Source organism: Mycobacterium sp. TH-M116, from assembly GCF_057473685.1.
On the sequence record NZ_JBYCLC010000202.1, the window covers coordinates 1 to 1,761 of the forward strand.

2 protein-coding genes are annotated in these 1,761 nt (G+C 64.6%); both read left to right on the forward strand.

Annotated elements, in window-relative coordinates:
- Nucleotides 1–271 precede the first annotated feature (271 nt).
- A complete protein-coding gene (locus tag AC2VOK_RS10235) occupies nucleotides 272–1,546 on the forward strand; it encodes an NAD(P)/FAD-dependent oxidoreductase (protein WP_428900367.1) in 1,275 nt (424 codons plus the stop codon).
- Between the two features lie 37 nt (nucleotides 1,547–1,583).
- The coding region (locus tag AC2VOK_RS10240) for an FAD-dependent oxidoreductase (protein WP_428900368.1) at nucleotides 1,584–1,761 on the forward strand (178 nt) is incomplete at its 3' end.

Genomic DNA, 1,761 nt, shown 5'->3' on the forward strand with positions numbered 1-1,761 from the left:
ACACTACCGATAGTCGCTGGTAGCTCCTAGCGGCGACGAGGACCGCTGGGAGCTCTCGGCTTATTTTTGTCGTGTATCGCGCGGCGATGTTGCGGTGGATTTGGCCGAATGCGGCGAACTGGGGTGGCCGATCTATGGAGGCGGCGCCGAAGTATCGACTCGTCCGGCGGCAAGCTGGCCGGTTCTGATGTTTTGAGGTATGCCGCGGATGCCCATATCTGTGGCCGGATGGGCATTGAAAGTCGGTCGGACATCGAAGGGAGCGATCGCGATGACGCAGGCCAAACCACGGGTCCTGGTGCTGGGGAGCAGCTTTGCCGGGTTGACCACGGCCCGGTTCATCCGCGAGCATGCCGGTGACGCCGTCGAGATCGTCGTCGTCGACCGCAACCCTTACCTGACCTTTGTGCCGAACATCCAGTTGGAGGTGTTCGCCGATCGCGATCCCCTCGAATCCCTGCTGCTGGACACCCCGAAGATCCACGGTCATGACGGCAACACCTTCTTGAACGCCGAGGTGATCGCGATCGACCCCGATGCCAAAAGCGTGCACATCGTTCCCAGCGACCGTCTGGGCTCAGCCACCGAGGCGCTCGGCTATGACTATCTGGTGATCGCGCTCGGGAACCGCCTGGCCTATGACCAGATCGAAGGCTTCGGGGAGCACGGCGATACGGTCTCCAGCGGCTACTACGGTAACAGGCTGCGTCGGCGGCTCGCCTCCTACAAGGGCGGGCCTATCGCCATCGGCTCGGCCCGGTTCCACCAGGGTCTGCAGGGCAAACCGGACTGGATGCCGGTCGGGGTCGCCGCGTGCGAAGGCCCGCCTTTGGAGCTCGGGCTGGCGATGGCGCACTGGCTCGGCGAACACCATCTGGGCGACGCGCATCGCATCACGCTGTTCACCCCCGCGTCGATGATCGCCGAGGATGCCGGTGAACAGATCGTCACCGCGTTCTTGGAGATGGCGGCCAAACAGGGGTTCGGCTATCTGAACAACACCGACGACGTCGTGCGTCTTACCGCCGACGGGATCGAGTTCCACAACGGTGCGAGCCTGGAAGCCGAGATCAAGATCGTCTTACCCGACTGGGTGCCCCACCCGTTCTTGAAGGACCTGTCGGTCACCGACGAGCGGGGTTTCGTGCTCACCGACCGCAGGATGCGCAATCCCGAGCATCCCGAGTTGTTCGCCGTCGGCGACGCGGCGGCACTTACGGTGCCCAAGCTGGGCGGCCTGGGACACCAGCAGGCGCAGATCGTGGCCCGCCAGATCGCCATCGACGTCGGCGCACTCGCCCCCGGCGACGCCGGACCCGAATACGAGCCCGAGATTCTCTGTTTCGGCGACATCGGCGCGCACCGAGGTTTCTACATCTACTCCAACACCTGGTTCGGCGGGCACACCTCCGTGTTCAAAATGGGTCACGCTCCCTATGCGATGAAGCTGGCGTTCAAAGAGATGTACTTCCGCACCGGAGGCAAGCCGCCGTCGTTCGGGGTGCCGGCCACCCACCTGCTGATGGACCACTTCCCCGGCGAGTAACACACGACGCCCCAACCGGGGCAGGGAGGATTGTCGAATGGATGACATCGATGCGCTCACCATCGGCGCAGGCGGCGGCGGCTACCCCGCGGCTTTCCGGCTCGCGGCGGCTGGGCGTAGCGTCGTGATGGTCGACCCCAAGGGGGTGATGAGCGGAAATTGCCTGGCCGAGGGCTGCGTGCCGTCCAAAGCCGTCCGCGAAATCGCCCACCACC